Annotated in this window: 18 protein-coding genes; 10 read left to right on the top strand and 8 right to left on the bottom strand. The window is 51.0% G+C overall.

Features of this window, described 5'->3' with window-relative positions; translation table 11 throughout:
* Positions 1 to 70 precede the first annotated feature (70 nt).
* Entirely contained in the window at positions 71 to 868 is a 798-nt protein-coding gene (locus tag J0X00_RS00210) for a TetR/AcrR family transcriptional regulator (protein WP_136483946.1), read from the top strand.
* 165 nt (positions 869 to 1033) lie between these two features.
* Here the strand turns inward: J0X00_RS00210 and J0X00_RS00215 are convergent, their stop codons facing one another.
* Positions 1034 to 2302, bottom strand: coding sequence for a DEAD/DEAH box helicase (locus J0X00_RS00215; protein ID WP_282476691.1), 1269 nt, complete (start codon positions 2300 to 2302; stop codon positions 1034 to 1036).
* 86 nt (positions 2303 to 2388) lie between these two features.
* On the bottom strand, positions 2389 to 3042 hold the full coding sequence (locus J0X00_RS00220; RefSeq protein ID WP_282476692.1) for an ACP phosphodiesterase: 654 nt from the start codon (positions 3040 to 3042) through the stop codon (positions 2389 to 2391).
* Between the two features lie 493 nt (positions 3043 to 3535).
* Between J0X00_RS00220 and J0X00_RS00225 the strand changes: the two genes are divergently transcribed.
* Together J0X00_RS00225 and J0X00_RS00230 are read left to right on the top strand one after the other, a co-directional pair.
* Entirely contained in the window at positions 3536 to 4753 is a 1218-nt protein-coding gene (locus tag J0X00_RS00225) for an aromatic amino acid transport family protein (RefSeq protein ID WP_282476693.1), read from the top strand.
* Between the two features lie 218 nt (positions 4754 to 4971).
* The gene (locus J0X00_RS00230) at positions 4972 to 6396 is read left to right on the top strand and encodes a methyl-accepting chemotaxis protein (RefSeq protein ID WP_282476694.1); all 1425 of its coding nucleotides are present in this window, start codon (positions 4972 to 4974) and stop codon (positions 6394 to 6396) included.
* A gap of 137 nt (positions 6397 to 6533) precedes the next feature.
* Here the strand turns inward: J0X00_RS00230 and galE are convergent, their stop codons facing one another.
* On the bottom strand, positions 6534 to 7550 hold the full coding sequence (gene galE, locus J0X00_RS00235) for a UDP-glucose 4-epimerase GalE (protein WP_282476695.1): 1017 nt from the start codon (positions 7548 to 7550) through the stop codon (positions 6534 to 6536).
* Between the two features lie 496 nt (positions 7551 to 8046).
* Here galE and J0X00_RS00240 point away from each other — a divergent pair, with 496 nt between their 5' ends.
* From J0X00_RS00240 to J0X00_RS00250, 3 genes are read left to right on the top strand one after another with little or no spacing between them, the layout of a single operon-like run.
* The gene (locus tag J0X00_RS00240) at positions 8047 to 8781 is read left to right on the top strand and encodes a 5-oxoprolinase subunit PxpA (protein ID WP_282476696.1); all 735 of its coding nucleotides are present in this window, start codon (positions 8047 to 8049) and stop codon (positions 8779 to 8781) included.
* Between the two features lie 31 nt (positions 8782 to 8812).
* Positions 8813 to 9532 carry an allophanate hydrolase subunit 1 gene (locus tag J0X00_RS00245; RefSeq protein ID WP_282476697.1) on the top strand — a complete coding sequence of 240 codons (720 nt, stop codon included), beginning with the start codon at positions 8813 to 8815 and terminating at the stop codon, positions 9530 to 9532.
* The gene (locus tag J0X00_RS00250) at positions 9529 to 10458 is read left to right on the top strand and encodes a biotin-dependent carboxyltransferase family protein (RefSeq protein WP_282476698.1); all 930 of its coding nucleotides are present in this window, start codon (positions 9529 to 9531) and stop codon (positions 10456 to 10458) included. The genes J0X00_RS00245 and J0X00_RS00250 overlap by 4 nt, the downstream gene beginning before the upstream one ends.
* Positions 10459 to 10575: 117 nt before the next feature.
* Here the strand turns inward: J0X00_RS00250 and J0X00_RS00255 are convergent, their stop codons facing one another.
* The 3 genes from J0X00_RS00255 to J0X00_RS00265 form a co-directional block, all read right to left on the bottom strand.
* A complete protein-coding gene (locus J0X00_RS00255; protein ID WP_282476699.1) occupies positions 10576 to 12039 on the bottom strand; it encodes an FAD-dependent oxidoreductase in 1464 nt (487 codons plus the stop codon).
* 337 nt (positions 12040 to 12376) lie between these two features.
* Complete coding sequence (locus J0X00_RS00260; protein WP_282476700.1) at positions 12377 to 14818, bottom strand: ABC transporter permease; 2442 nt, start codon at positions 14816 to 14818, stop codon at positions 12377 to 12379.
* Positions 14815 to 15492, bottom strand: a complete 678-nt coding sequence (locus J0X00_RS00265; protein WP_136483935.1) for an ABC transporter ATP-binding protein — start codon at positions 15490 to 15492, stop codon at positions 14815 to 14817. Before J0X00_RS00265 ends, J0X00_RS00260 begins: the two co-directional genes overlap by 4 nt.
* Here J0X00_RS00265 and tesA point away from each other — a divergent pair.
* The 4 genes from tesA (at position 15491) to J0X00_RS00285 (ending at position 21681) form a co-directional block, all read left to right on the top strand.
* The gene (gene tesA / locus J0X00_RS00270) at positions 15491 to 16090 is read left to right on the top strand and encodes a multifunctional acyl-CoA thioesterase I/protease I/lysophospholipase L1 (protein ID WP_136483934.1); all 600 of its coding nucleotides are present in this window, start codon (positions 15491 to 15493) and stop codon (positions 16088 to 16090) included. The genes J0X00_RS00265 and tesA overlap by 2 nt on opposite strands.
* A gap of 487 nt (positions 16091 to 16577) precedes the next feature.
* A complete protein-coding gene (gene fabV, locus J0X00_RS00275; RefSeq protein ID WP_282476701.1) occupies positions 16578 to 17774 on the top strand; it encodes an enoyl-ACP reductase FabV in 1197 nt (398 codons plus the stop codon).
* A 169-nt stretch (positions 17775 to 17943) separates the two neighbouring features.
* Positions 17944 to 19905 (top strand): bifunctional diguanylate cyclase/phosphodiesterase, encoded by a 1962-nt coding sequence (locus J0X00_RS00280; RefSeq protein ID WP_282476702.1) that lies wholly within the window; start codon positions 17944 to 17946, stop codon positions 19903 to 19905.
* 123 nt (positions 19906 to 20028) lie between these two features.
* Positions 20029 to 21681 (top strand): ABC-ATPase domain-containing protein, encoded by a 1653-nt coding sequence (locus J0X00_RS00285; RefSeq protein WP_282476703.1) that lies wholly within the window; start codon positions 20029 to 20031, stop codon positions 21679 to 21681.
* A 148-nt stretch (positions 21682 to 21829) separates the two neighbouring features.
* On the opposite strand, the gene J0X00_RS00290 is transcribed toward J0X00_RS00285, so the two are convergent.
* Both J0X00_RS00290 and J0X00_RS00295 read right to left on the bottom strand, forming a co-directional pair.
* Positions 21830 to 22474 (bottom strand): DNA-J related domain-containing protein, encoded by a 645-nt coding sequence (locus J0X00_RS00290; protein WP_136483930.1) that lies wholly within the window; start codon positions 22472 to 22474, stop codon positions 21830 to 21832.
* A gap of 176 nt (positions 22475 to 22650) precedes the next feature.
* The gene (locus J0X00_RS00295) at positions 22651 to 23490 is read right to left on the bottom strand and encodes a 2OG-Fe(II) oxygenase family protein (protein ID WP_282476704.1); all 840 of its coding nucleotides are present in this window, start codon (positions 23488 to 23490) and stop codon (positions 22651 to 22653) included.
* Positions 23491 to 23514 lie beyond the last annotated feature (24 nt).

Raw genomic sequence — 23514 nt, forward strand, 5'->3', positions numbered from 1 at the left:
GTACTTTTTTCCGTGAAACTCCTGATCAGATCTGGTACAACATCGGCCGACCAGACGGACAAAGAATATAATGACTGAAAAAAGACAGGGGCGACGCAGCGCCCAGGATGCACAAAAGACCCGATACCATATTCTCAAAGTCGCTGCAGAGATGTTCTGCGAGTTGGGTTATGCCAGGGTGTCGCTACGTCACATCAGTGAAAAAGCAGGTGTGTCCCATAGCCTGATCCGCCATCATTTCGGCAGTAAAGAAAAAATCTGGCACAGCATCAGCGATGGCCTGCATCTGTATATGCAGTCCTACATCCGAACCGTGATTGCCCATATTCCTGCTGACACACCAGCCAATATCAAACTTTATCGTTTCCTGATCCGGATTCTGGCTCATGCCCTGATCATCAAACAGCCGATCCAGCTGATTGCCGATGCTGCCCGTCAGGAAAATGCCCTAGTCGACTATTTCATTGATAATGCAGGTGAAATGGAAGCATTAATCGCAGCGCTCGCCGAACAATACAATGAGCAATATCCCGAAACACCGATAAATATCTGGGAAACCAAGTGGCACCTCATCATGTTTGCCCACAGTGCTGCCAGCATGACGCCACTGCTCAAAGATACCTGGTCAGATGAAACCGATGATGTCGATGACTGCCTGCTGCGTCACTGGCAACTGTTCAACCAGATGATGGCGCAGAAATTCCATGTTCCGGAGGAAGCGGTGTTAAAACCGACCTCAGTCAAAGCTCTGTTACATCCCCATGATTATGATTGGGAAAAACAGTGCGTGACTCTATGTTGTCAGGACGACAACAAAGACCGCGAAGAAGAAACGTTACCGTGTCGGGCATCATTATCAGACAAATAAGCGTTATCAAGCTTAGCAAATTAAGTCTTATAAAATAATGCAGTAAACTGACTCTTTATTCGGATCAAATAGGGGCTGTATATCCAGCCCCTATTTGATTAGTTAACTTTATGCCGCCTGGTTCAGGTTCCCGCTAAACCTAACCACCTAAACCTAACCACAGCACTATTTTTTCTTACCGCGGTTAGCGTGGATTTTCAGCTTGGCTTTCATCTTACGCTTGTCAGCAGAGCGACCTTTACGGCGCGGAGCCTGGCTTTCATCCATCTGCACCTCCAGAGAAGGTTCATACCCTTGCAGCCACTCCTGTGGCAAACGCTGGTCAAGCAGACGTTCAATCGCTTCCAGCAAAGGCTCCTCATCCGGGCTCATTAGTGAGACCGCAAAACCACTTTTGCCTGCACGACCGGTACGGCCAATACGGTGCACATAATCTTCTGCCTTAAATGGCATATCAAAGTTAACCACTTGTTCTAACTCGGCAATATCGATACCACGCGCGGCAACATCGGTCGCGATCAGCGCGCGCACTTTACCGGATTTAAAATCCTCTAACGCTTTCTGCCTTGCGCCCTGGCTTTTATCGCCATTGATTGAGGCTGCTTTGATACCATCGAGTTTGAGCTCTTTAGCCAAATCATCACTGCCCTGCCGAGTGCGAGTAAACACCAGCACTTGTTGCCAGTTACGTGAGCCGATGAGGTAAGCCAGCAATTCACGTTTGCGCCTTTTATCAACCGGATACACCATCTGCTGCACCGTTTCAGCGGTTGAGTTGGTCGGGGTAACCTGTAATTCAGCCGGCGTCTGCATCATACGATACGCTACTGCTTTGATCTTGCTGTCGAACGTCGCCGAGAAAAACAGCGTCTGGCGCTCTCGCGGCAGCTTACGCAGCACACGTTGAATATCGGGCATAAAGCCCATATCAAGCATGCGATCCGCTTCATCAAGCACTAATACTTCCGTGTTACCCAGATAGAGTGTTTTCACATGGGCATGGTCGAGTAAACGTCCTGGCGTTGCAATCAGAATGTCTGCACCGCCTTTGAGGTTCTGAACCTGGACTTTCATACTAGTTCCGCCGTACGCGGTGACAATTTTCAGCTCACTGTCAGCGGCATAGGCCGTCAGGTTATCAAATACCTGCTGCGCCAGTTCGCGGGTCGGAACCAAAACTAATGCCCGAATATCTTTCGAGTTTGCTTCGCGTGCTTTCGGCTGATTGACGAAGCGCTGAATGACAGGCAAACCAAATGCGGCCGTTTTACCCGTTCCGGTTTGTGCTCCGGCTAATACATCCTGGCCATTTAATACCGGCGGTATGGCTTGCGCCTGAATTTCAGTCGGTGTTTTTATCCCCAGCCTATCGAGCTGTTGCACCAGTTCTGGGGCAATACCTAAAGAAACAAAGGTCGAAGTCGTTTCGGACATATCAGAATCTCTTAAACAATGAACCGGTTTATCTCACACAGAGAGACATAAACGGATGTGAATGTGTTGAATGGGCGCGAATTGTATCAGAGCTCAGAGCGTTTGGCTTTCTCTAATACATCCGGATACAGGACGGTAAATAGCTCGGCTAAGCGGGAGTAATGGCGGCTTAGACCATCAAAGCAGTGCGCCAGCTTCCCCATACGCACACTGCGTTGCGACATACGCTGCAGAGCAAATTCGATATTGCTGAGTTCTGCGTAGGATTCAAGCCAGCCGCCCTGCCACATCGCACCGGAGACGCGGTTAAAACGGTCCGGCAGGGCGATGGGTTGAGGAGACGCGATCGGTTCAGAAGACGCTCTGGTTTCAGAAAAATTAGTGGCTGCAGCAAATGTAATAGCTTGCTCACGGGTTACGCGCTGGTGCGCCTGACGCACAAAACGCGATAAACTCAGGTCATGATAGTGGGCCCACTGACTGGCCAGACAGTGATCCCAGAACATATCGAGGGCAATGGGTGCGAAACGACGGGTATCGGCGCTAAAGCATTGTTTGGCATGCGAAATGACAGGATGACTATCGGTATAGGCATCCACCAGCCGATGCAGCCGTATCCCGCTGGCGATGGGAGCCACATATTGGCTGTCGGGATCACCTTTCACAAAATCGCCCAGCAGGTTGCCCAGCAGACTACTCTGACAGTGATCGGCAATATGCAAATGGGCGAGATAGTTCATAGGTTAATCGTCAATATGCAAACCGGTATGGTGATTAAGACGCTTCAGCGAAGGCTTCGACGTCATTATAGTCTGTCAGCGCAAAGCCGATTTCCAGCGCATCAAGCAGCTCCAGACTCTCTTCTTGCTGTGTTGATTGGTCACTCATTGTTGACCTCCTTCTTTTTGTTCAGGCCTGCCCACCCTGGGCGACCAGATTCCATGTTATACCGTTTATATGACGCCCGAATGAAAACCGAAAGTCATTTTGCAGTAAAGTATGATGTTTATCATAGGTTGTTCGCACACTCCACTCTTTCACCGATCATTATCTTGGCTTCGACAGATGTACGAAATTATTTACGGTTTTGGATTTTTATTTTTACAAACGCATTGACCAAACCTTATTCCTGCTACAAAATAGCCAAAATCTAGCGAATATGGCAGTTATCAGCGCTCATTATTCGCACAACGCACTATGCAACCACAACAACTGTATAAGAATATTTACACTATGATGAAATCAAAGCTTTTTGGCAGTACTTTGATTATCGCCGGCACCACGATTGGAGCCGGGATGCTGGCTCTGCCGCTGGCATCGGCTGGAATCGGTTTTTCAACCTCTCTGATGATCATGTTCGCCCTGTGGGCCCTGATGGCATTTACCGCCTTGCTGATGGTGGAAATTCACCAATATGCAGATAAAAGTGCTACGCTTCACACCCTGGCCAAACAGATCCTCGGTACCAAAGGTAAATGGATCGCCACGTTCGCTATGCTGTTCCTTTTCTACGCACTTTGCGCAGCATACATTGCCGGGGGCGGCGCACAGTTTAGCAGCCGTATTTCAGAGCTGGCTGGTATCCAGGTTAGCGGCACGGCAGGTACGCTGCTGTTTACTCTGCTTGTTGCAGCCGTTGTAACCATTGGCACTGGCACGGTCGACAAAGTAAACCGCCTGCTATTTACCGGTAAAATGGTGACTATGGTGATGGTACTGAGCTTTCTGGCACCGAATGTTTCGGAGTCTTACCTGCTGAGCATGCCGCTGGGACAAGGTCTGGTGATAGCGTCAATTCCGGTTATTTTCACCTCATTCGGTTTTCACGGCAGTATTCCGGCCATCGTCAACTACCTGGATGGGCACACACCATCATTGCGCAAAGCGATCGTGGTGGGGTCAGCCATCCCACTGCTCATTTACGTCTTCTGGCAAATCGTGACTCTGGGTGTGGTCAGCCAACCTGATTTGGTCGAAAACGCTGGCCTGAGTGCTCTGATTGGCACTCTGGCGCAGACAGTTCATCAATCGAATCTGAGCAGCGTTATCGGGGTATTTGCTGATTTGGCTCTGCTGACTTCTTTCCTTGGTGTGAGTCTGGGCCTGTTTGAATTCATGGGCGACTCCATCAATAAGAAAAGTGCACACAAAAGTGGCACGATCAAGCGCGTGACCGCCGCTCTGATCACCTTTATTCCGCCGCTGATGTTCGCGCTGTTTTACCCGCAGGGTTTTATCATGGCTCTGGGTTACGCAGCTATCGCGCTGGCAGTTCTGGCGATTTTCCTGCCACTGAGCATGGTCGTGCGCGTTCGCCGTCAAACCTCGGATCAAGAGTATTACCAGGTCATGGGTGGCACTCCAGCTCTAATACTGACAGGCGTCGTCGGCGTTGTGATCATTGGGGCGCAGCTGATGATCACATTCGGAATCTTGCCTGCACTTGGCTGAACCATTTCACAAGTTTTTCATCGTTCACTCTGAACGATGAAAAACACCACAAAGGGTGACCTATTCAGGCCACCTTTTTTTATACGCCAATAAATATGATATAAGTCTCAATTCTGACATTTCAATAACATACATTTCATTAATTTATGCAATGCACAGCAAGTTAACAGGTACGATATGCAGAGTTTAAGCGTACTTTCATCTGCATCGGAGTAACCATGAAAGAAGTTCAATTCAGGACGATTGACCGCGTGTTTATCAAGATGTCCATCAACGACAAAATGTGGGTCATCTTTACCCTGTTTATCGCTGCCATATCCAGCCTGGCCGCCCTGCGTTATGTTGACACTCTCGACCAATTCGAAACCCAATCGAAACAGGCGGTTGAATATAAATTACAGGGTATGCTGAGTCACGGTGACGTGAATACGCTGCCGGGTTTACAAAGCCGCAATACATTGTCCCCAACCTCATACTTAAACGGTAAAGTGACCGCTACGGCGCAAGCGCAAAACGGTGGTATTTTCGCGTTGTCAGAAGACTTTTCTGCTCAGGAAGCGGCAACCCGCTCTGCTGCAATGACCTCTTTTGCTCTGACTTATCTGTGGGCCATCCCGTTTGCGATATTTACTTATTGGGTGGCGACGTTTATCGGCGGGGCGCTGTGGGTGCTTTACACCACCACGCTTAAGATTGCGGACGGTGATTTGACTTCTCGCCTGGGCTTTTATCCGGGACGTGATGAATTCGGCACCATTGGCTGCGCACTCGATAACGCGATGGATACCCTGACCGATCTGGTGGTGACGGTAAAGGGCAACTCAGCAACTCTGCGTGAGAGTTCGACTACTTTTGCCCGTGAGATGAAAGAGAGTGAATCCCAGATCCACCAGCAATACGCCTCCCTCGATTCTGCAGCCACGGCGATGGAAGAAATGACCGCTTCTGCTCAGGAGGTGTCGGGGATTTCACAGCAAGCGACACAACAGGCTGAGCAAGACGCACTGCAGGTCGATAGCAGCCGCCAACGTGTCGAGCAGGCCATTAATGAAATCAACCAACTATCACATTTCATTTCTCAGACTTCCTCTTCGGTGACCACGCTGAACGAAAACGCGATTCAGATTAACGAAGTCATCACTGCGATTAATGCGATTTCAGAACAGACCAACCTGCTGGCGCTGAATGCGGCCATTGAAGCGGCGCGCGCCGGTGAGCAAGGACGTGGCTTTGCCGTCGTTGCGGACGAAGTCCGCACGCTGGCAGGACGCACGCAAAAGGCGACGGTTGAAATTCAGTCGATGATAGAAAAACTGCAGGCTGAAAGCAGAAACATCGCCGATATGACGCAGCAAACCGTCTCCCAGGCGCAAAGCAGCAGTGATCTGGTCGCAGATATCGGCCAGGATATCAACCAGATTGCCGATTCGGCCCAACGCATTAATGATATGAGTATTCAAATCTCGACTTCAGCTGAAGAGCAGAGTTCGGTTGCCAATGGCATCGCCGCAGAACTGAGTGATATCCGCAGCCAGTCCAACGCGATCCGCAGCGTAGCGCAGCAGTCGTCAGCCGGTATTGCCAGCATCGCTCAGGCAACCGAAAACCTGAGTAAAATCCTGGCTCGTTATCACACCAACTGATGAGCATGCTGCGAATGGTTCGGTAATGGCTGGCCCACAAGCGGCACCTCTGCTTATGTTAGATACAGTCTGACAAAAAAGCCGGTCAGTTCAGTGAACTGACCGGCTTTTTATTACCACACGGATAAAGCACCAGATTATGCGTCCGGATAGCCCTGCGGGTTCGCTGACTGCCAGCGCCAGGTGTCGGTGGTCATCTCTTCCAGGCTACGTTTAGCCTGCCAGTCCAACTCCTGCTGCGCCTTGGTTGGGTCAGCCCAACACTCCGCAATATCACCCGGGCGACGTGCAACCAATTGATAAGGTACGGGCTTTTGCGATGCCTGTTCAAAGGCTTTCACCATCTCCAGCACACTGTAACCATTACCCGTGCCCAGATTATAAATATGCAGACCGGCTTTTGCGCCAACCCGTTGCAGTGCGGCGATATGACCATCAGCCAAATCCATCACATGGATATAGTCACGGACACCAGTGCCATCTTTAGTTGGATAATCGCTGCCAAATACCGACAAGAATTCACGCCGTCCAACTGCAACCTGGGACACAAATGGCATCAGATTGTTGGGAATACCTTGCGGGTCTTCACCCAGTTCACCTGACGGATGAGAGCCGACCGGGTTAAAGTAACGCAGCAGCGTAATGCTCCAGTCCGGGTTCGCAGCCTGAAAATCCGTCAGACACTCTTCCACCATCAGTTTACTGCGCCCATAGGGGTTGGTCGCGCTGGTCGGAAAATCTTCCGTAATTGGCACGCTGGCCGGATCGCCATACACGGTAGCAGAAGAGCTGAAAACCAGAGATTTCACGCCGGCTTCACGCATTGCATCCACCAGTACCAGGGTGCCGTTAACATTATTATCATAGTATTCCAACGGCTTTTGTACCGATTCACCGACCGCCTTCAATCCGGCAAAGTGAATAACCGATTCAATCTGGTGGTGTTGCATCAGTTCAACCAGCAACGCTTTGTCGCGAATGTCGCCCTGCACAAACTGCGGCTGCACACCGGTCACTTTTTCAATTCGTGCCAGAACGCTCGATTTGCTGTTGTACAGGTTATCGAGAATGACCGGCGTCATTCCCGCTTCTATCATCTGAATACAGGTGTGGCTACCTATGTACCCCATCCCGCCTGTTACTAAAACCTTCATCACTAGCCTCCTTTGCGTTTGCGCATATTGTAGCGACATTAGTTACTGAGATCATTTAACAATCTGCGATTTTTACCCAAAGCGGGGCAAGTCAAGCCAAACTCTGCCACCACAAGCAATAAGCGCGATGATGCTACTCAGCTGATTTGGCAGCACTGTTTTTGTGACCGCCGGAGGAAGCTGCCCGGCAGTATGTCAATCCAATATGCATTCAATGTTGCTGATCTTGACTAAAAAAATGTAGACAAAGCCTGAAGAAACAGCACACTAGAATCTATCGCTCTTTTAGCCTCAGATGCTAAGGCAGCCATCGCCAGGCAAAAACTCCGCCAGAGCTGCATCACTCCAGGCAAAATTGCCTAAGCTGATTAGGTGGCGCATAGAAAAGAGTATGCACAAACGGTGAACAAGCAAAGACAGCAAGCATAAAACGAGCAATGCGTATAATGCTGTGCTCTGTAAAATTCATCCTTTAACCCTCAAGGACAGTAAACCGGTGACGAAACGAACAATCAAACTCAATTGTGATATGGGCGAGAGCTTCGGAGCCTGGACTATGGGGGCCGATGACCAGGTAATGCCTTATGTGGATATGGCCAATATTGCCTGCGGCTTTCATGCCTCAGATCCGCATGTGATGAGCAAAACTATCGATCTCGCGTTACAGCACGATGTCATGATCGGTGCCCATCCCGGCTATCCGGATTTACAAGGTTTCGGGCGCCGTTCCATGGCCTTTAATGAAGAAGAAATCTGCGAACTGCTGATCTATCAGATTGGAGCTTTGAAAGCACTGTGTGAGAGCAAAAATGCCGAGCTTGGTTATGTCAAACCACATGGCGCGCTTTACAACGACATGATGCGCGACCAAAGCATTTTTCGCGCCGTAGTCGATGCCGTGTCCTGCTTTAATCTGCCGCTGATGATCTTGGCTTCATCCAATAACCAGGACTATCTGGATATTGCCGACCGTTACGATGTCCCGCTGCTGTTTGAAGCCTTCGCAGACCGGACTTATTTAGCAAACGGGACACTGACTCCCCGTTCAATGCCTAATGCCGTGCTGAAAAATGAAGATGACATCCTCGGTCAGGTACAGCAGATCGCCCATTACGGCAAGGTAACCAGCGCCGACGGTTTTGTCATTCCGATTGAAGCAGACACAATATGTGTGCACGGCGATAACGATGAGGCCATTGGCTTGATAGCCAGAATTCGGGATCTGTTATAAGCCGGGTCATCAAACGAAAAAGGATTTTCAATTGCAACTCAACTATTCCATTGAGCCTGTCGCCGAAAGCAGCCTGCTGATTCGTTTTGGTAACGAATCCAGTGCCGCGCTTTCGCTGGTGATCGGCGACATCGCCAGACGAATCCGTTTGGCGCTGGGTGACTACATCATGAACGTCACCCCATCTTACACAACCATCTTAATCGACTATCTACCCTACCGTATCGCCAGCAAACACTTTTTAAAAAGAGTGATTGTCTGTATCGATAAAGCGGTTAGCCAGGAAAACAGCCTCGGGGAGATCGTCGAGCTGCCCGTGTACTACCATCCGGACGTCGGCCCCGATCTTGCCCTTTATCAGCAGCAGGGGCTGGAACTTGAGCAAGTGATTACCCTGCATACCGAGCCTACATATACCGTGGGAGCGATTGGCTTTGCGCCTGGTTTCGCCTTTATGACCGAAATAGCAGCGCCTTTGCGCCGCTCGCGCCATTCCTCACCTCGCCTCAGCTTACCCAAAGGCAGTGTTGCCATCGCGGAACATCAGACCGCGGTCTATCCGAATGCCTCCCCCGGTGGCTGGAACATCATCGGCAACTGCCCGCAGCCACTGTTTACACCCGACCACTCACCTATGGTGCTTTGGGAAATCGGAACCCGGGTCAAATTTCGCGCCATCAGCCGCGAAGAGTTTCTCGATCTGGGGGGAGAAATTAGCCCAGAACAATTTCAGTGGGGACGCACATCATGAGCGGTTTTATCACAGCCATTAAACCCGGCCAGCTCAGCCTGATTCAGGACTTTGGCCGCTTTGGTCTCAGTCACCTTGGCATTACTCAATCCGGTCCGGTAGACGATTACGCTTACAGCTGGGCCAATCACCTGCTTGGCAATCCGGTCAATGTTCCGGTTCTGGAAATCACCCTGGGACAAGCGGAATTTAAAATCGGTCATGCTTGCCAGCTCGCCATCACTGGCGGTGATCTGGCTGCAACGCTGGATGGCGTACCGCTGACAAACTGGTGTACGTTCAGCGCACGTAAAGGTCAGCGTATCAAGTTTGCCTTGCCGAAAAACGGCCTGCGCGCCTATCTGGCGGTACGCGGCGGTTTTCATGTCGAGCCTCACCTGGGCAGCGTTGCTACCGTCACCAAAGAGAGCTTGGGCGGATTACATCACAATGGTCAGCCACTGCAGGCTGGCGATAAACTGCATTTCGCCCCCCATACGCTGGACAGTAAACCGTTGCAGATGACGTTTCGCCTCAAACCGGATTACAATCTGCCACTGCGCCTGCGGGTGATTGAAAGTTATCAGAATGAGACCTTCAGTGACGCGGCGCGCCATACCTTTTTCACCCGTACTTTCACTGTGAGTCAGCATGCCGATCGTATGGGATATCGTCTTACCGGCCCGGCTGTCACGCCACCACAAGAGCCGATTTTATCAGAAGGTATCGCTCTGGGCTCGGTGCAAATCCCGCCGGACGGCCAGCCGATCGTGTTACTCAACGACCGCCAAACCATCGGGGGGTATCCGAAAATCGGATGTGTCGCGAAGATCGATTTACCGAGACTGGCTCAGGCCAAACCCGGCCAGAGCGTACGTTTTGTCAAAGGTGATTTGGAAGGCTTACAGGAAGTATGGTGCCAGTGGGCGCGCTTTTTCGGCTATTAGCCTTTTCGACAACTCTTTAATAGCAGCCGTGCTCCTACGGGTTTCCGCCCACGACAGAGAACAAAAAAGCCCTGAATAATCAGGGCTTTTTCCCATGCAAACCAGTTTAACGACTGATTAAGCACTACCAACAACCTTGGCCAGCGCGCGCGGATAGCCGCGTTCATCAGCCAGTTGGAGAGCTTTCCGTTCAACCTGCTCTGCCGTCAGTCTCATACTGACCGGATGCAAATCTTCAATCGAACCAGTCTGATTCGCCTTCACTAAATTCCAGGTTGCAACGATTTTCTCTGCCGCTTCTAACGCAGAAGAGCCTTTCACGACCTCGATACGCGCGTAATGCTGGCCGGCAAAGGTCACATCCGCAGCACGCAGTGTGGCATCATCACCCGGAATTTGCTGCGCGCCAAACAGAGGCTTACCGCCCACTTCCGCACGAGCGAAGTCAGGAATAAACTGACTCATATGTACAATCGCACGCTGAGTCCGTTCCTGAGTCGCTTCCGGCTGCCAGCCGCGGGTAATTTTGTTTTCCAGATGTTGAGGTAATTCTGGCTGGGAAGAGGTTTCGTTTGAGGCAACCAGACCGTCATCGAACAAGGTAATGCCCTGTGTCATGCCATGCAGCTGGAACACACCATCGGCGTATGGCGTCAACTGAGCCATCCCCTGCGGCGTGCCACGCGGGCCATGGAAGATAACTTCCGGCCAGGCCTGCTGACATTGCGGCCACTGAGTGACATAAGCAGCCTTAAACTCAACCAGACGCTGACGCTGCTGACGCGCCATATCGTCCAGCTTACCTGTTTCGAAACCACAGGCATTGACCAGATAATCGCAGGCCGCATAGCGGGTTTTGCCCTGCTCATCCAGATAGGTCAGTTGCCATTGATTGTCGACAAAATCGCACGCTACCAGAGTTGAACGGGCCAGTACCCGGCAGTTTGGCAGCGCCTCGAGTACCAACTCCGCGCTGGCAGCAAGACGAAAAACACTCCAGCCATACTCCTGTACTGCGATCACCGGATATTTAAGCGTATCCAGATCGGTGTGCTGGGCAAACGGGATCAGCCACTCTTCAATCGTACCCGGTTGCTCGGGTTGAGTCAGCTTGGCAAGGCGATCAAGATCCTCGCGCATAAATGTCTGATAGTACTCGGCCGGAGAACCCAGCACCCGATTGCGTTCATCTTCATCCACCAGTTGTTGATAAGCGCGTTGAATCACTCCCAGACGCGGCAGGATATCATCCGGCACACCGGGATCAGAATACGGCACGGCTATCACGGTAGGACGTTTATTGAGCGTATGCGGATAAAGGCGCACGGTATCGATCGACTGACGCAACAGTTCGATGCACTGCTGTAAAGAGATCTCTCGATACAGGTTGCCACCAGCATGTAAGTGACAGATAGGCGGACCGTTGACCAGCCCCGGACCTTTTTCCATCAGCAATACATCAAGCCCTAGCTCGCTCATATGTACTGCTGCGGTAGCCCCCGCAACACCACCACCGATAATGGCAACGCTGGGTGACACGCTATTTTCGGATACTTGTAACATTTCACTGCCGATTGTCATTCATTCACTGCTTATTCTAATGGTTGTAAAACACTATGAAAATCACATTTTTTACGCGGTCTTAGCACGTAAAAACAATACCTTTCATAACCACCTCCCATTGTATGTGCATTTAGGCGCTTAGATCACTTCATGAACAAATCAAGACAAAAAAATGAAAAAAAATGCTTGACTGATAATTGCGAAAAACCAATTTTCACCCCCTTGTGTATAACGCATTGGCGGGATCCTCCGGCCCACAAGGCTGGCACGAAAAGACCAGTTATTAACAGGTCGAGTTATCCCAAACTTTATCCACTGTTTTTGTGGATAACTCACCTGTTCAGCTGATTCGATTTTAATTAAACGCTTTATTTATAGGGACTAACAGCCGCTTGATCAGACTGCTGACCACCAGCGCCAATGTGCAAAACGTGATAACCGGAAGCATCAGCCAAAGCATAAAATGCACCGACGGCGTCAGCTCAAAGCCAAATTTCATCACACTGGCGACGACAATGTCGGCGCTGAGGCTGGCAACCAGACCGGCAATCAGCGCCATCAGGCCATATTCAGCCCAAATGGTACGTGTAACCCGCCTGCGACTGGCCCCTAGTGTGCGATAAAGCTGAATCTCCTGCTGGCGCTGACTCAAACTGAGCCGCAAGAGCGTGAAGATCAACAGGATCCCCGCCACAACCCCCAACGCTGCCAACACGGTAATCGACCAAACGATCTGAGTCAGCAAATCCTGTATCTTGGCCCCCATAGAGCGAATATCAAGCAGACTGACCGTTGGATGGCTACGTGACAGCTGGTTGAGTAGTGGGTCATTTGTTGCTTCCACCCGAAAACTGACCAGCCAGCTGCCGGCAATGTCACGCATTACATCCGGCGTGAAGATAAAATAGAAGTTGGGCTTCATATCGCGCCACTCCACATGGCGAATGGTATTCACCACCGCTTCAAACCGCTGACTGTTAATAACAAACGTCAGGGTATCCCCGATCTTAAGTCCCAGATCGCGCGCCACATCCTCTTCAACCGAAACACCATTGGTCTTGGTCCACTGGCCGGACAGCACCTCATTGTACTCAGGCAGGCTGTCACCCCAGGTAAAGTTGAGCTCACGACGCAGTGCATCGGAACCTTCTTCACCCTGAGTCTGCGCCTTGGCATCGGTGCCGTTAATTTCAGTCAGACGGCCACGAATGATAGGAAACGCCTGCGAACGTGCAATCCCAGCTTCATCCAGAGTCGCAAGATAAGCATCCTTTTCATACTCGGCGATGTTAAGCGCAAACGCATTCGGCGCATCCGGTGGCAGAGTTCTGCGCCAGTCAGACAACAAATCAGTGCGCACCAGCCATATTACCGCCAACAACATCAGAGACAGAGCCAGAGCACCAAATTGGATCCCTGTCGCCGTGCCGGAGCGGTTAATACGGCTTAATGCCAGCTTCATTGAAGTATTGAGAGGTAGCCTGGCCAGCAGACGCGTAATCGCGATACTTAGCACCGCAAGGACGGCAAACAACACCACAATACCGGCCAGAACTATCCACAGCAGACGGTTTTGCCAGTAAACCAATACCATAGGCACTAAGGGCACCAGAATCAGAGCGAGATTCCAGCGTTTACGGCTCTGCTTTTGGGCCGGTTGCATCACACTGACCGCGCTGACACTGAGCAAATGTCCGAGCGGGATACCCAACGCAGGCACCGCAATCAACACACTCGAAACCAGAGCCACCAGCGCCGGGGTAATCCCATAGCCTGGCAACGGATTAGGTAATAAATCCACCAGCGGAACCCGAAGCAGATATTCCAGACCGATACCAATCACAATGCCCATCACCGAAGCAAACGCGAGCAGCATCAGCACCTGCAGCGATAACCAGCGTCGAATCCAGTGTTTACTCGCCCCCAGACTTTTGAGCATTGCTATAGTGCGAATCCGGGTTGAGACATAGTGTTGACAAGTCAGCACCAGGGTCGTGGCCGCCATGATGATCACAATCGCCACCGTCAGCGACAAATATTGTTCCGTTCGTTCAAACACCTCATTAGTACGACTTGCGCTATTCTGGTCAAGCCAGCGATCACTGGGTGAGAGTTCGACGGCAGATTTGAGCTGTTCAACCTGCTGGGGCTCTGCATTGATAAATAAACTGAAACGGACCCGACTGCCCAGTTGCAAGGCGCCGGTGCGCCCGACATCCTGCTGGTGAATAAAAGCAGATGGCATTTGCTGAAACGGGTTAAAGCTCAGGCCCGGCTCTTCAACAATGCGCCCGTTGACAATGAAGTCCGCGTCACCCACCGTAATCTGATCGCCAATCTCAACGCCAAGCTGAGAGAAAATACGTTCATCAAGCCAGATTTGGCCTGGTTGAACCTGTGAATAAGTCTGCGTACCGTCTGACAGTTGCATTTCACCGCGCAGCGGATACTGGCTGTCCACCGCTTTAACCGTAATCAGCTGCATACTGTTGTCACTGAATGCCATAGTACGAAAACGGGTCATACTTGAGGTAGCAATGGCTTGCTGCTGCGTAAGCTGGGTTAAAGACTCCGGTATCGGGTTGGCCGACACAAACACGCTGTCGGCCGTGAGGGCATCTTTACCCTGTTTGACGACCACTTGCTCCATCCGGCTGGCCAAGGCTGTCAGAGCGAACACACAGGCAATGATCAGGGTCAGCGCGACCGAAATCGGCCACAACTGACCGTGGCGAATTTCGCTGAGGCTCCAGCGAATGAGACGGCGATTGAGCGCCGGGGCCGAGTCATGATTCATGTACGTTCCTCCAACATTCCTGCCTGCATATGGAAACGACGCTGACAACGTGCCGCCAGTTTCGGGTCATGCGTCACCAGGATCAGTGTGGTGCCATGCTCACTATTGAGATCAAACAGCAAATCAATCACTTTCGCTGCAGTTTCCTGATCCAGGTTGCCGGTCGGTTCATCAGCAAACAGCACTTGCGGGCCAATCATAAACGCCCGTGCCAGGGCGACCCGCTGCTGCTCACCGCCGGATAACTGACCAGGCGAATGGTGAATACGATGTTCCAGCCCGACCGACGCGAGTAATGCCGTCGCACGTTCTTTGTCTTCTGCCTCGCCTTTGAGTAGGCAAGGCAGAGTGACATTTTCCAGCGCAGTCAGGCTGGGGATGAGAAGGAAACTTTGAAAAACAAACCCGACCGATTCACTGCGAATCGCGGCCCGCGCTTCGTCATCCAGGGCAGAAAGAGCCTGCCCGAGCAAGTGAACTTCTCCTCCACTCGGAGTGTCTAAGCCAGCAAGCAGGGTCATCAGCGTCGATTTACCCGCCCCCGAAGTACCGACAATAGCGACACTTTCTCCCTGATGAATCTGCAGATTCACTTCTTTAAGGATTGTTAATTGCTCCTGATTGGTGGAGACTACTTTGGATAATGATTGAGCTGAAATGACAGGTGTTTGCATGATTCGACGATTTTCCTTAATTCTGATTCTACTGTTTTCGGCCGGCGCAAACAGTCAAACCTTACTGGTTCTCGGTGACAGTTTGAGCGCGGGCTATCAAATGCCGATTGAGCAAGCCTGGCCCAGTCTACTCGGTGGTGCGCTCGAGGAAAAAGGCAAAAGTGTTTCAGTCATTAACGGCAGTATTTCCGGCGATACCACAGGCAATGGCCTGGCCCGTCTGCCCGCGCTGCTCAAGCAGCACCAACCCGACACTGTGCTGATTGAACTTGGTGCGAATGACGGCCTGCGCGGCTTTCCGCCTAATGTGGTTGAAAACAACCTGCGTGCCATGATTGACCAAATCAAAGCAACCGACAGCCAGGTTATCCTGATGCAGATCCGCATCCCGCCTAACTACGGTCAGCGCTACAGTAACGCGATTGCCCAGCTCTATCCGGCGTTATCGGATGAGAAATCCGTGCCTTTGATCCCTTTTTTCCTCGAACAAGTGATCGTCAAGCCAGACTGGATGATGAACGACGGCTTACATCCTAAGCCTGAAGCACAGCCCTGGATCGCTGGCTTTATGGCAGAACAGCTTTCTCCGTTGCTCTAGATAGCTCCTTTGACTGAAAGAGCCCTGCCGAAATGTTTACTTAAGAGCGGTTGCACTTGCTCAAAATTAAACCAACATTATGTTTTTAAAACGAACAATCATGAGCAACAGAACCGCACTTAAAAACCGAACCGCACTTAAAAACACAACAGCAGGAGGCGGGCCGCACTCAATCTGCTTCCTGTTTTATTATAGCCAGCCTGGTGGTATCAGCGGCATCTGCTGTCAACGCTCAGCCTGCTAAGACTTTTAAAACCCGGCTACCGCTTTTAGAGCTTTGCTACCGCTTTTAAAAACCTGCTCCAGCTTTAAAAACATAGCGCGTTTTCACCCATTCTGGTTCAGAACCCATTCAATCCTGGATAGCGGTTGAAGAGGCGTTCTCTGAGTTAAAATCCCCCCTTTTAATGGTCTAGCTCAATAAACTTTACCCAGCTTTACGATAATGTAACGACTTACCCTACTTTAATTAAAAAGGTAATTCTCCATGCGCATTGAGCCTGTTATCCAGGGAGTGGTAGCTCGCACCGCTCATCCTTACGGTTGTGAACAAGCCGTATTACAACAAATTCAGTACGTTAAATCCGCAAAACCGATCACTGGCGGACCCAAACGGGTACTGATCCTTGGTGCTTCCTCTGGTTTTGGACTCGCAGCACGTATCGCGTTGACGTTTGGTGGTGCAAAAGCAGACACCATCGGGGTCTCTTTTGAACGCGGGCCTTCAGAAAAAGGCGTTGGCAGCGCAGGTTTTTATAACAACCTGTACTTTACTGAATACGCGGAACGGGAAGGTCGTACCGCCGTCAATATCAATGGCGATGTGTTTTCCGCCGAAGTGCGCACTCAGGTCATCGAAGCGATCGAAACCTACTTTGAAGGTGAAGTGGATTTGGTGATTTACAGCATCGCCAGCGGTATGCGTCGTCGGCCAGGCAGTGATCAGTTTTGGCACTCAGCGATTAAGCCGATTGGCGAGCCGGTATCCGGTTCGACTATTTTGCTGGAAAACGATCAATGGGTGGATGCCACTCTGGAACCGGCCTGTCAGGAAGAAATCGACAGCACACTGAGGGTGATGGGCGGCGAAGACTGGGAAAGCTGGATTGATACCCTGATCAACAACGAATCTGTGGCTCCGGGTTGTAAAACCATCGCCTTCTCTTATGTCGGACCGGAAGTCACCCATCCAATTTACCGAGATGGTACGCTGGGCCGGGCTAAAGTCGACCTGCATCAGACCAGCCACTCTCTTAACCTGAAACTGGCCAATTTTGACGGCGCAGCGTATGCCACTGTGTGTAAAGCTCTGGTCACCAAAGCCAGTGTGTTTATTCCCGGACTCAGCCCTTATATTCTGGCCCTGTATCGGGTGATGAAAGCGAAACAGACCCACGAAGGGTGTATCGAACAGATGCAGCGCCTGTTCAGCGATAAGCTGTATGGTCAGAACAAGGTTCCGGTTGATAGCGAGCGTCTGGTGCGGATGGATGACTGGGAACTCAATCCTGATATCCAGGAAAAAGTCCGCCAACTGCTCAGCGAAATGAACGGACACAACTTCCAACAAATCGGCGATTATGCCGGTTTCAAAGCGGAGTTTCTGCGATTGAATGGTTTTGGATTTGACAACATTGATTACAGTGCCGATGTCGACTTAGAACCCTTTAAAGCATTTATCTAGTCTGCAGTGCCAGATTTATTTTAATTAACGTCAATATGTGAAGATCCCGACCCTTTGTCGGGACTTTTTTTGTCTATCCCCACCAGTTCTTCTTATACTCAAACCAGTAGCCGCATGATTACAGAGCTCGGAGCGCTCACTCTTTATCGACTTGCTAAGGATGGCATTTATGTCGAAAGTAACCTCCCCAAAACCTTTGGTTTCAGACCAAATTCTCAATGGATGGCAGACTCTCATCAGTCAGTTGGCGGATTTCGCCAACGTATCACCCGCAATGATAACGCTCGGCCCATCGCTCAGTCATCACATATGCAGTTGCAGTAACAGCCGTAGCCTGGCCGATAACAGGGCCAGCAAAGAGAACAGAGTGAAGGCCGCAAGCCGTCAGACCGCCCACTTATCACCATCGGAAGAGGCGTCACATATGGCATGGTTTGCCTCCGGAGATACAAAACGGTCGGGCACCAATTACGCACCATCTGCCGTTCTGACGTTGTGCTGGCCTGACGGAGAAACGTTCGGGGCTATCTGTTTACCTGAATTATCCTGTTTACCTGAATTATCCTATCTATCCGAATTATCGGCGGCGAAGTTATTGCATGATGATAAAGAATCGTCTGATAACGCCACGCTGGCGTACAACCACTACTTGCAGCTACTGAATGGCTTGCGACGCACGATTGAAACTCACCTGCACAGCCTGTGGCAACAACACTCACTGCAGCGAGAAAACGAGGAGCTGCAAACGCGTTTACAAAGTCGTACCCAGGATCTTGCCGCACTCAATTATTCCCTCAATCAGGAAATCGATAAGCGCCAGGCCGCGGAGCAATTATTAGTACATCAACATTTGCACGATGCCGGCACCGGCTTTTTTAATCAGCAGGGGTTGGAAAATCAACTCGAGCGCCTCCTGGCGGCGGACATCAATGCAGAAATAGCAGTGTTGCATCTTGGTTTTGCCAATGGCCGTCATTTACAAGCGCGCTTTGGCTATCAGGCCTGGGAGCAGATTTTGCGCCTATATGCCAGACACATTGAGTCGAAGCCGGAACTTAACCTGACCATCGCTCGCCCCAGTGCAACCGATCTGGTATTGCTGATCGCCTCTTCACATCTCAGCTATCATCTCAACACCTTGTGCCATCAACTGCTCAATCTGCACCAGTCGGAATGGGAGTGGCAGCATCAACGTTTTCATCTGCATGCCTACGTCGGTATTGCTACCAGCCTCGACAGCCGTGATGTGCACGCCCTGCTTGAGCATGCGCATGGCGCCATGCTGGTGTGTAAAAACTCTGGCTATGGTTTTCACTACCACTCATCGGCGACAGAACAGACGTTCAGTCCGGGCAATGCATTCTCAGGCTCCCTGCAGCAGGCGCTGCAGGGGGACGAAATTGTCATGCTGTTTGCGCCTAAGGTACAACCCAAATCGCGCCTTTGGGTCGGCGCCCAACCACAGCTGCGCTGGAAACATCCGCAACTTGGTGACATCCGCCACGATAGCCTGATGCTGATTGCCAGACAAAACGGCCTGGGTGCCGAACTGGGTAACTTTATTCTGCGTCAGGCCATAGAGACAGCGAGTCGCTGGTATAGTCAGTTCAGCCAGTTGACCATCGCCATTCCGTTGTCAGCACAACAGATGGAAAATGGCCAGCTCGCCTGGCAAATCGAAGCGCTGCTTAATGCTCATGATCTATCCGCCATCCATATCGAACTGGAAATACCGGAGCACGCGCTACAGGGCGATGACGTCACCCTGCGCAATACGCTGAGCAGCCTGCACGATATGGGGATTCATCTGACCTTAAGCGAGTTTGGTTCCGGGCCTACCTCTTTTCATCAACTTAAAATGCTGCCTTTCGATGGCATTAAGCTCGATAAACACTTTATGCGCCAGCTCTCCTCAGATCGTGGTGACCCATCCACCCTGCGTTCCGTTATTCATATCGCCAAAAAACTCGGGCTGCAAATCGCTCTGGAAGGGATTGACCACTCGGATCAGGAGACTTTTTTTAGCGCAGAGGGCTGTGATATCGCTCAAGGCGCTTTGTATGCGCAGCCACTCACCGCCGAGGAGTTTGAACTGGTCATGTTTAATCAGCGTGAGTCGATTGCCAAATAAAATCTGCCCGCAGCGGACAACTTACAGGCGTGACGATGATTAAGCATCATCATGCCTTTACTCACAGGACACAGCTTCCTATAATCGCCCCCCTTTCTCTTTCTCAACGAGCGACCAAACGAGATGGATGTATTAACTGCTAATCTGAAAAAACTCGAAAAACAGAACTATCGGGCATATCAGCAAATTAAAGGCCAATATGATTTTGGTGATTTCACTCTGTACATCGACCATATTCAGTCTGATCCATATGCTTCTGCGTCTCGTTTGCGTGCCACCCGCGCCTGGTCACTGACCGGCCTGGAATGGCTGCGCGAAAAATCGGCGTCATACCAAATTGCCGCCCGTGACTTTATCGCGCGTACTTTCGCCGAACTGGCCAAACAAGAGAATGCGCTGTCAATAGCTCTGACCGGTCAGACCGTGCTGGATAACACCGCCGTATTGTTTAACGATCAGGGCATCGAACTGCGTTTTCGCATGCACATGCCAGCTGAAGGCCGCAACATTCTCGCCAAGAAAGCACTCAATATTCTCACCTTCCACCTGCCAAAGTTCATTCGACGCGCCACACTGGAACGTGAACTGGACAAAGCAGCACTCATTCATCACTGTGAAGTCGTGGAAGATCAGGATGCGCTTCGCGCTCAACTTGCCGAGCATGGCCTGGTCGCCTTTGTTGCCAATGGCAGTATCCTGCCCCGCGTTGCCGGTAACTGTGATTTACCAATGAAAGATGCGGTTGCGTTTAGCGCGCCGTCATCGCTGAGCGTGACACTTGATACACCAAACCAGGGTCCATTGACCGGATTGGGTATTCGTAAAGGCATTACCCTGATTGTGGGTGGTGGTTTTCACGGCAAATCAACGTTGCTGACTGCGCTGGAACGTGCGATTTACAACCATATCCCCGGCGATGGTCGTGAGCGTATCGTGACCGATGCCAATGCGGTTAAAATCCGCGCCGAAGACGGTCGCTGCGTACACAGCCTTAATCTGGCTAACTACATCAACCATCTGCCGATGGGTAAAAGCACGACAGATTTCAGCACTCAGGATGCGTCTGGTTCGACGTCACAAGCAGCCTGGCTGCAGGAATCAATTGAAGCTGGCGCAAGCACCTTACTGATTGACGAAGACACCTCAGCCACCAACTTTATGATTCGCGATGAACGTATGCAGGCGCTGGTCAGTAAAGGGGATGAGCCGATTACGCCATTAGTTGACCGCATCGGTCAACTGCGCAATGATCTCGATATCTCAACTCTGATCGTAATGGGCGGCTCCGGCGATTATCTGGACGTGGCAGATAGCGTGATTCAGATGCACGACTACCAGGCCGTGGACGTAACCGAAAAAGCCCGTCAGGTGATTGCTCAGCACCCGAGCGAACGTCGTAATGAATCAGAAAGTCCACTAGCAACCTTTGCGCCACGCAGTTTGAATCGTGCCGCGCTGCAGAAAATTCTGGCTGATGGTAAATTCCGTGTCGCGGCGAAAGGGGTTGATTCACTGCGCTTTGGTAAAGAATTTGCGGATCTGACCGCACTGGAGCAGCTTGAGTCATCCGCTCAGGTGCATGCTATCGGCTGGTTGTGGTTCCAACTGGCACAACTGCCAGGCTGGTCGAAGAACCCGGCCAAAGATATGGAAGCCATGCTGAGTGATCAGTGGCACGTCGTGATGCCGAATCATGGCGATCTGGCGAAGCCACGTATTGTGGACGCGATGGCCGCACTAAACCGGATGCGTAAATCCCAGTTTAAAGCCTGTTAATTCTTTAATTCTAGGCTCTGTTAACCCTCGCACATCCAGACTTATCGGAGCATTGTCAGAAGAACTGATACTGCAAAGAGCTTAAGCAACAAAGCAAAAAACATAAGGCTCGCGAAGTGAACATTCGCGAGCCTTTATTTATTGGCGCTTATATTGATTTGTGAGGCGATTCATCATCCTGACGCAGCACATTCCACGCCGCACACAAGACACGAAAACGCTCGGCATCACCGTTATCACGGTCCGGATGCCAGCGCAGGGCCAGTTTGCGCCAAGTTTTACGGATCTCAATCGCACTCGCATCGGCCTGCAGTTCAAACAGGCGCAGAGCGTCACTGCGTTCCAGACTTTGCAGATTATCGCCCCCCACAAAGCGGCGGTAACGGGTCCAGAACTCGTTAAGCAGGCGTTTAACCTCGCCCTCACTCGCTTCGTAATGCTCCCAACGGGTGTAGTAATCACGCAGGGGCTCTTCGGCATCAATCACATGGCTAGCATGCTGAAAATTCGCCATCAGAACAATGTCCATCGCCTCCACTTGCAGCCACTTTTTCGGGTAGAGGATTTCCTGCAACTGGTACAAGGCATTCATGATGAGAAAATTGCGTTTAAACAGATCCTTATCTGGTGCCTCATCCAGAACCGGAACCAGCTCCAACTCGCTGAGATGGGCCGCCAGAGTATGGACCTTCCAACCGGACGGTTGACGTTTCAGCACTTCCAAAATAGGCCATAGCAGTGGGTTTTCCATATAAGTCTGGAAGCCCGCACTCAGCGATTGTGTATCAGACATAATTAGCTCATTCAGCAAACTCTGCTTTAATTCAAATCTATACACTGCAATTTGTCGAGCAACCTCCGCTGACTGTGTGTCAGTTTTTGGACTCAGCTCTTTTTCTGATCAATCTCTGACACAAAAAAGCCAGCGTAATGCTGGCCTCAGATTGACTTTAGTAGGGTGGCTCGAGGTCAGATAACACCGAGCTCGCGCAGACGCTCCATCAAATAGCTGTGCGCCGTATAACGCTCAGACAGCACGACATCCGGCTTAGGATGCAGAAACAGCGGCAGTGAAATACGCGATTGAGTCTGGCGCTCGCCGGTCGGATTAATAACGCGGTGTGTCGTGGACGGAAAGTAACCGCCGGACGCTTCCTGCAACATGTCACCGATATTGATGATCAGGTTACCAAAATCACAAGGCACATCGATCCATTCACCGTCACGGCCTTTCACTTGCAGGCCTGGCTCGTTCGAAGCCGGCAGCACTGTCAGCAGATTGATGTCTTCATGCGCGGCAGCGCGAATCGCCCCCGGCTCCTCTGCACCACTCATTGGCGGGTAATGCAGCACGCGCAGCAGTGTTTTCTCACTACTGCGGATCATTTCCGATAGCGCAACCGAAAAACGTTGTTGTACATCCGCCGGAGCATGCTCTTCCACCCAGGCCAGCAGAGTGGAAGCAAATTCATTCGCACGCTGGTAGTAATCAAGAATTTCGTCTTTCAGTTCTTGCGGAATCTGTCCCCACGGATAAACATGGAAGTATTCCTTGATGTCTTTAACGGTTTGACCCTTAGCGACCTCTGAAACCGATGGCGGAAAATAACCATCCTGGGTGTCGACATTAAACTGGAACTCATTCTTACGTTCTGAAGTAAAAAATTGATACCAGTTACGGTAGATAGACTCAACCAACTCTTTCGGGATCGGATGGTTTTCAAGAACTCCAAATCCGGTATTGCGCAGTGACTGTACGAACTGCTCCGGGGCATCTGGTGCCAGATAATCGATAGTTTCCAGTTTCATAACTTTACTTTTTGTTGTTTGCAT

Origin of the sequence: Vibrio sp. ABG19 (assembly GCF_029962385.1) — a bacterium.
In the GTDB taxonomy this organism is placed as follows: Bacteria; Pseudomonadota; Gammaproteobacteria; order Enterobacterales; family Vibrionaceae; genus Vibrio; species Vibrio ostreae.

What these genes read in the sequence shown, in the direction of transcription:
- J0X00_RS00210 (WP_136483946.1), top strand. Translation starts at nt 71, where the DNA reads ATGACTGAAAAAAGACAGGGGCGACGCAGCGCCCAGGATGCACAAAAG.
- J0X00_RS00215 (WP_282476691.1), bottom strand. Translation starts at nt 2,302, where the DNA reads ATGTCCGAAACGACTTCGACCTTTGTTTCTTTAGGTATTGCCCCAGAA.
- J0X00_RS00220 (WP_282476692.1), bottom strand. Translation starts at nt 3,042, where the DNA reads ATGAACTATCTCGCCCATTTGCATATTGCCGATCACTGTCAGAGTAGT.
- J0X00_RS00225 (WP_282476693.1), top strand. Translation starts at nt 3,536, where the DNA reads ATGATGAAATCAAAGCTTTTTGGCAGTACTTTGATTATCGCCGGCACC.
- J0X00_RS00230 (WP_282476694.1), top strand. Translation starts at nt 4,972, where the DNA reads ATGAAAGAAGTTCAATTCAGGACGATTGACCGCGTGTTTATCAAGATG.
- galE (WP_282476695.1), bottom strand. Translation starts at nt 7,550, where the DNA reads ATGAAGGTTTTAGTAACAGGCGGGATGGGGTACATAGGTAGCCACACC.
- J0X00_RS00250 (WP_282476698.1), top strand. Translation starts at nt 9,529, where the DNA reads ATGAGCGGTTTTATCACAGCCATTAAACCCGGCCAGCTCAGCCTGATT.
- J0X00_RS00255 (WP_282476699.1), bottom strand. Translation starts at nt 12,039, where the DNA reads ATGACAATCGGCAGTGAAATGTTACAAGTATCCGAAAATAGCGTGTCA.
- J0X00_RS00260 (WP_282476700.1), bottom strand. Translation starts at nt 14,818, where the DNA reads ATGAATCATGACTCGGCCCCGGCGCTCAATCGCCGTCTCATTCGCTGG.
- tesA (WP_136483934.1), top strand. Translation starts at nt 15,491, where the DNA reads ATGATTCGACGATTTTCCTTAATTCTGATTCTACTGTTTTCGGCCGGC.
- J0X00_RS00265 (WP_136483935.1), bottom strand. Translation starts at nt 15,492, where the DNA reads ATGCAAACACCTGTCATTTCAGCTCAATCATTATCCAAAGTAGTCTCC.
- fabV (WP_282476701.1), top strand. Translation starts at nt 16,578, where the DNA reads ATGCGCATTGAGCCTGTTATCCAGGGAGTGGTAGCTCGCACCGCTCAT.
- J0X00_RS00280 (WP_282476702.1), top strand. Translation starts at nt 17,944, where the DNA reads ATGTCGAAAGTAACCTCCCCAAAACCTTTGGTTTCAGACCAAATTCTC.
- J0X00_RS00285 (WP_282476703.1), top strand. Translation starts at nt 20,029, where the DNA reads ATGGATGTATTAACTGCTAATCTGAAAAAACTCGAAAAACAGAACTAT.
- J0X00_RS00290 (WP_136483930.1), bottom strand. Translation starts at nt 22,474, where the DNA reads ATGTCTGATACACAATCGCTGAGTGCGGGCTTCCAGACTTATATGGAA.
- J0X00_RS00295 (WP_282476704.1), bottom strand. Translation starts at nt 23,490, where the DNA reads ATGAAACTGGAAACTATCGATTATCTGGCACCAGATGCCCCGGAGCAG.